Genomic DNA, 6,925 nt, shown 5'->3' on the forward strand with positions numbered 1-6,925 from the left:
GATCAATATTTCCAGCTTCGTTTAGGAAGAAAAATAAGTTCCTAGCTACAAAAGAAATACTGACAGAATTTAAAGGCAATCCTTCTAGTTTACTAGCAGGAACAGCATAACCGATCACAGCTTCTCTCATTCTGATGTTGGTAGCAGATACAGAGAATACTTCTCCGATAGGTGCATTTCTACCTCCCATATTTACCCAAAACAACTCAGCAGTAGTTTCGATAGTATTAGGTGCATAGGTTCCATCTTCAAGTTGCATTACAGCAGTTTCACCTGACATAAAGTTATCACCGAAGATCAAACCACCATCTCTACCTTGAAGTGTTTCTTCAGTTACACCATCAGCATAAGTTACAGCATTGGTGAAAGAAGAGATGCTACCACCTTGTCTGAAGTCAATAGTAAAGTTGGCAGTAAAGTTTTTGTATTTGAAAGTATTTTGGATACCACCAGTCCATATTGGATTATAGTTACCAACACGTACGGTTTTACCCGGAGTACTCAATGGCACACCATTCTCTCCAACAATTACAGCTCCATCATCATTTCTCAAGTAACCTCTAGAGTATACTTCTCCAAAAGGCAAACCTTCTTCAATTCTAAATTCTCTCAAGAAATCACTTCCTACTACGATACTTGGTCTCTCATCATTGATTTCATTAACCATTGAAATATTTCTAGCGAAGTTAGTAGTGATATTCCAATCGAAATCAGCTCTTCTAACAGGAGTGATGTTAAGCACTACTTCAATTCCTTCATTCTGAATATCTCCACCATTGGTAAAGAAGCTGGAAGCTCCGGAACCTACTGGTAAGGCAACTGTAAACAACTGATCGAATGAATTGGTTTTGTAGTAAGTGAAATCAAAACCCAATCGGTTATCCAAGAACCTTAAGTCAGCACCTAATTCAATAGATCTTGTGGTTTCTGGAAGTAAATTAGCATTTGGCAATTGGGTACTCAAAGAAACATAACCACCTATACCACCTGCAGCAAAAGCAGCAGTTCTTTGCAGTTGATATGGACTGGTATCATTACCCACTTCTGCAAATGAACCTCTTGCTTTAGCAAAAGTAAACCAAGAAGGGAATTCAAATAAATCAGAAATCACCGCATTAAGACCTACAGATGGGTAGAAGAATGACCAGTTTTCTTTTGGCAATGTAGACGACCAGTCATTTCTAGCAGTAATGTCCAAGAAGATGGCATTTTTCCATGACAACTGACCAAAAGCGTAAAGTGAATTTACATCCTTAGGACTACCTACACCATAGGAAGAAACAACTTGAGAAGTGTTACTTAAAGCAAAATAGTTTGGTACAACCATGTTTTGGCCGGTATTAGAGGACAAGCTAGAGTTTCTGTTGATTCTAGAGTTACCACCTGCATTGATATTGAAATACCAATCATCACTCAATGTCTTCTCATAAGAAATCAAGAAATCTGTATTGATTTCCATACTCTCTGCTTGGCTAACAGAATACCTACCATTTTGAGCAATGATATAAGTATCATTGTAATACTTCTCTTCTCCAGTATTGAAAGTACGATCCATAGAAACCCTACCTAATACCGTTAAACCTTCTGTAACTTCGTAGTTCAATGAACTAAAAGCCACAATTCTGTCAAAAGTATTACTCTTAAGGTTTCTGTTTGCTGCCCAATAAGGGTTCGCACCACCATTGGATCCAGGATTGAAATAATTCTGACGCAATAGGCCAGACTCATCAATGTACTCAAAATTAGAAATGTCCGCAGTTGTGATATTTCTAGGCAACCTTACTATATGTCTTGTTGGGTTAGCATAATTCTCACCTGTAGACAGTTGGTTGTCGATATCCTGACGGATATAATTGATTTTAGAATCTAAAGTCAATTTATCAGTCAATTTGTTAGTCAACCTCAAGTTAATACTATGTCTTCCCAACTCATTTCCAGGTACAACACCGGCTGCATCCGTATAAGTATAAGAGAAGTAAGTTTGGTTTCTTTCATTACCACCACTGATAGCCAATGTAGTAGCCAAGTTATGACCGGTTTGATAGAAATCGCTTACATTGTCAGGCTGAGGAGAATAAGAATAAGTATCAGACGCTCTGTTTGGATCCGGAGACCAATGAGCAACAGTAGATCCATCTAAAGCAGGTCCCCAAGAAAATTCAGACGTTGGAGAATAAACACCATTACTTCCTTGACCATATTCATTTTGATAGTTAGTCAAAATCAAAGGCTGATCAAACATATAAGAAGTATTTAAGCTTACTTTGAATCCACCTTCAGATCCTCTTTTAGTAGTTACCACGATGGCACCGTTGTTTGCACGGCTACCATAAAGTGCTGCTGCATTTGGACCTTTCAATACGTTGATACTTTCGATATCATCAGGGTTAATGGTTTCAATTCCTTTGGCAGGCACACCATCAACAATATAAAGAGGCTGACTGTCTCCACTAATGGATCTGTTACCCCTTAATACTACCCTCGTAGATCCACCAACACCAGTACCTGACCGATTAATGGAAAGACCTGCTACTTTACCGGAAAGAGAGTTTACAACATTTAGCTCTCTTGCTTGAGTAAGCTCTTCTGTATTAACTTCTTGAGTAGTGTAGGTCAAAGCTTTCTTTTCTCTTTCCAAACCAAAAGCAGTTACTACTACTTCGGAAAGAGCTGATTCTTCAGCTTCAAGAGCTACATTGATTTCACTATTGTTTCCAACAGCCCTTTCAGTTTTTCCATATCCTAGATAGGAAAATACCAAAACAGCAGATGGCCCAGCGACATCAACACTATAATTACCATCAATGTCAGTGATGGTTCCTGTATTGGTCCCTTTTACCAATATACTGACTCCCGGTAATGGGGCATCAGCGTCTGCGTCCGTCACAGTTCCTGTGACGGTTCGATTCTGCGCCATTGCTTGTATCGTAAACAAGGCCAGAAAAAACACGAGTAATCTTTTTTTCATAAGTAAATGAACAAATTTAATTTAAATGACTAATGGAATTTTTCCAATAGTTAAATTTTTACTTGAAAATCGCTGGATCTCAGCAATACCTCTCGAATCATTCCGAGACTAACAAAAAAACCCAATATTAAGTAAAACACATTCAATCAGGAATAATTGGTCAAATTATCGCCCTGCTGACCATAATTTGACCAAAAGATCAAGAAATTTATGAGGTTATTACTAATGTTGGGTGGTTTTGATGCTAATATAAGGAAAAATATATTTCCCTAACAACTCTCTTACCTTTGAAATAATTTAATTTAAAATTAATACGGCTTAAAAAGTAAAAATTTTAGCTAGGATCTATGATTAAGCTAAAAATTTTAGTAATTATTTTGAGTAAATACCAAAATTAAATGCGTATAGTCCGTATTTTTACCTCCTATTATTCTGAGTGACAAAATTTTCATACTGTTTGTATTATTTTATGAAAATTGCAATAATTTCTATCAAGTCATATACTTCTTGAAATTTTATAGTTTCGTCCTTAGAATTTTATTAATTAACATGAAATTATCACGCGCCACCATGAAATTCTACAATCTACCACTCATAAAATTTTTAATTTTTTTCTCACCTTTTTGTTACATACTTTATTCTTGTGACCACCCTTCAGGTTTTCCTACCACAGCTCCTAATAACGATGGCCTCATCCTTCCGGAAGGTTTCGGTGCTCTGGTTGTAGCAGATAGCATCGGCAAAGCCAGACACCTCGCAGTAAATGATAATGGAGACATCTATGTTAAATTAAGGTATGCCAAAGAAACTGGTTCTAATGTTGCCTTGCGAGATACAACCGGAGATGGTAAAGCAGACATCATCACTTATTTCGGTGACTATAAAGACGAGGGTAGCTTAGCCAATGGTATGCGCATCCACGATGGTTATTTATATTATAGTGCAGCAAGAGTTGTTTACAGAAACAAACTTGTACCCGGACAACTCGTTCCTGATACGCCAATGGAAGTAGTGCTAACCGATGACCACGAACATGGGATTCACTGGCACATTACCAAACCGGTTGCCTTTGATGAAGAAGGATACATGTATGTACCTTTTGGAAGCCCTTCTAATGCTTGTCAAGACATGGCCAACAAACCGGGAGGTATTCCAGGATCCACCGGCTTAGACCCCTGTCCAGAATTAATCGAGCATGGAGGGGTTTGGCGATTCAAAATGGATCAATTGAATATGACCCAAAAAGATGGGGAGTTGTATGCTACCGGCATTAGAAGCGTAGTGGCAATGGATTATAACCGGGAAGACAAAAACCTTTACCTGGTCATGCATGGCCGAGACAACCTCCACCTGCTGTACCCGGAAACTTTTTCTCAATGGGAAAGCGCGGTCTTACCTTCTGAGGAATTTATTCGAGTAGAAGAAGGTGGGGATTATGGCTGGCCCTATTGTTACTACGATCAAATCAATGAAAAGAAGGTGCTGGCCCCGGAATATGGTGGAGATGGAGAAATTATTGGTCGCTGTGCGGACATGGATAAGCCTATATTGGGTTTTCCCGGACATTGGGCACCCAACGACTTGCTTTTTTATACCGGAGATCAATTCCCGGACCGCTATAAAAATGGTGCCTTTATCGCTTTCCACGGCTCTACTAATCGGTCCCCCTACCAACAATCGGGGCATTTTGTGGCTTTTGTTCCTTTTGAAAATGGCCAGGTCGGTGGTGATTGGGAAGTATTTGCCAATGGCTTTGCCGGCAAAGAACTTATTATCAATACAAATGATGCGGAATTCAGGCCCATGGGCTTGGCCCAAGGACCGGATGGTTCCTTATATGTGTCCGATTCAAGGGTGGGAAAAATATGGCGGATTCTATATAAGTGTGACAAAGCTACATTTGGAGAAGCTGAATTGGCTAAAATGGAAGCACAAAAACTGGTGGCCAATATTCGCAATCCTCATCCCGTGGAAGACAACCTGGACAAAGGTCAGCTACCCGAAGGAAAAAAGGTATACAATACCTATTGCTCCCCTTGCCATCAAAGAGATGGGAAGGGCGCCAAAGGCAGAATTCCGGAACTAAGCAATACTGACTGGGTCACAGGAGATAAATCTAGGCTTATTGAAATAGTGTTAAATGGGCTTGAAGGAGAAATTGAAGTCAATGAAGAACTTTACGACAATATCATGCCGGCCCACCAGTTCCTCACGGATGAGCAGATTTCTAAAGTCTTGACTTTTATCAGGCAGAACTTTGACAATAATGCCTCCGCAGTATCAAAAGAAGAAGTGGCAAAGATTAGGGCTAAAATTTTAAAATAATAAGTTTTACTTCCATGTCTATATAGGAAAACGCCGAAGCCTAAAATTCTTAGCTATAGTTAAGGAATGGAAGGTACTTGCCGGTTTGTTTCAACAGTTTATCTCACTTCCTATTGGAATCTTAAGATTTTTAAATATATTACATCTTTAGTTGCAAACTTTCGCTTCAATCGCATCCTTTTATAAATCATTTATTATAATGGAAAAGACAATATGAGAAGCTTTTATACCTTATTAAATGGTGGAGCATTTATTATTATTGTTGGACTTGCTCTAAGTTGCAATTCGCCAAAAGAAAATACAGCGTATAGAAACTTTTCCATTACTATTAGAGACTCGATAAATATTGACCATCTAGATCCTTTGCACCTTAAAGGCTATGACCCTGAATCAGACAATTACCTATTGTCAAATGCTGGTATCGGAATTCGTCAAATTTTAAGGGTAAATGGCAATGGAGCTGTTATTGCTAATTTCACCATTCCCGAGGAAGGACCCAATGCTTTGCTAAATCCTGGAAGTACAGGCTTTCTAAAAGATGCTATTGTTATTTATGACATGGAGAAAGGATTTGTTCAACTCAATCCGGACCACAGCATCATCCCTAAAGCCCAGGTCCCATATCCACACAATTATCTGTTTTTCCCTCCACACTTACCTTTAATTAAGCAGAATGGAGAGGAAATTTATTATCTCAAACCACTTGTTGATGAAGACTTTATTGATGGAATGGGAGAACAGTTTTATAGAAACTACTACAATAAGCCACTCCTGGAAAAGCACAATACAAACACAAATGAGACCCGCCAATTTTTAGAAATTCCAACGCAAAGTATCTTTAAAGATGGAATGAATCATGGCATTTATGTCCCTGTAATTAAAAATAAAGGGAATGATTGGCTGGTATCTACATGGTTTGACCCCTATGTTTTTTTATTCAAAGAAAATGATGAGGGTATTACATTTGAGAAAACCATTGATTTACAAATCTCTGGTATGATCAATTTCCAAAGCGTAGCAATGAAAAATAGTGAACAATTTTTTAATATCAATGAGGGGAAACGCGCGGGAAATATCAATGTTATTCTTTTTATGGATGATTACACATTAATCGTTTACAGAAAAGGCCTTACCGAAGAAGAACAAAAGGAGGTAAAGACAAATTTTCCCAACCAAGCTGAGATTGAAATGGAAAAGAGGGATGCCTACTATGCCGTCCTACTAGACAAAGACTACAATGTCCTTGACAGCAATGTAAAATTCCCATTGGGCGTCCATTTCCCCAATGTAGTCAACAAAGACAATAAAGTGGTGGCATTGAAAAACCCGAATCTATTTGATGTGGAAGGAAACCATGTTACCTTATATAAAATGGAGTTGGGTTTTGAGTAGATTTTTAGCCAAGCACTCAAAACCCAATACCAAATGTAAATTTTAAAACAAAATACTTGCCCGCATTCCTACAACAACTCAATCAAGGCCAGCGCACCGGTATAAGAGATGATACAGGCAAAGACAAAAGCCGCAGTCAAACCTATATTCAATAATAATCCGGCTTTATGCTCCCCCATCAGAGATTTTTGATTGACCAGATACATGATACAAGCAATCACCAGAGGCAAGACAAACACA

At 38.5% G+C, this 6,925-nt stretch carries 3 protein-coding genes; 2 read left to right on the top strand and 1 reads right to left on the bottom strand.

The window, feature by feature from the left end:
• A partial coding sequence (locus AAC037_RS16505; protein ID WP_339904088.1) for a SusC/RagA family TonB-linked outer membrane protein occupies positions 1–2,968 on the bottom strand: 2,968 nt, incomplete at its 3' end.
• 549 nt (positions 2,969–3,517) lie between these two features.
• Between AAC037_RS16505 and AAC037_RS16510 the strand changes: the two genes are divergently transcribed.
• Both AAC037_RS16510 and AAC037_RS16515 read left to right on the top strand, forming a co-directional pair.
• Positions 3,518–5,293: a c-type cytochrome gene (locus AAC037_RS16510; RefSeq protein ID WP_339904090.1), complete on the top strand. Its 1,776-nt coding sequence runs from the start codon at positions 3,518–3,520 to the stop codon at positions 5,291–5,293.
• Between the two features lie 213 nt (positions 5,294–5,506).
• A complete protein-coding gene (locus AAC037_RS16515; RefSeq protein ID WP_339904092.1) occupies positions 5,507–6,685 on the top strand; it encodes a hypothetical protein in 1,179 nt (392 codons plus the stop codon).
• Positions 6,686–6,925 lie beyond the last annotated feature (240 nt).

It is taken from the genome of uncultured Cyclobacterium sp. (genome assembly GCF_963976465.1).
Classification (GTDB): Bacteria; Bacteroidota; Bacteroidia; order Cytophagales; family Cyclobacteriaceae; genus Cyclobacterium.

Bases quoted from the DNA above. Each gene is read 5' to 3' on its own strand.
- AAC037_RS16510 (WP_339904090.1), top strand. From the start codon at position 3,518: ATGAAATTATCACGCGCCACCATGAAATTCTACAATCTACCACTCATA.
- AAC037_RS16515 (WP_339904092.1), top strand. From the start codon at position 5,507: ATGAGAAGCTTTTATACCTTATTAAATGGTGGAGCATTTATTATTATT.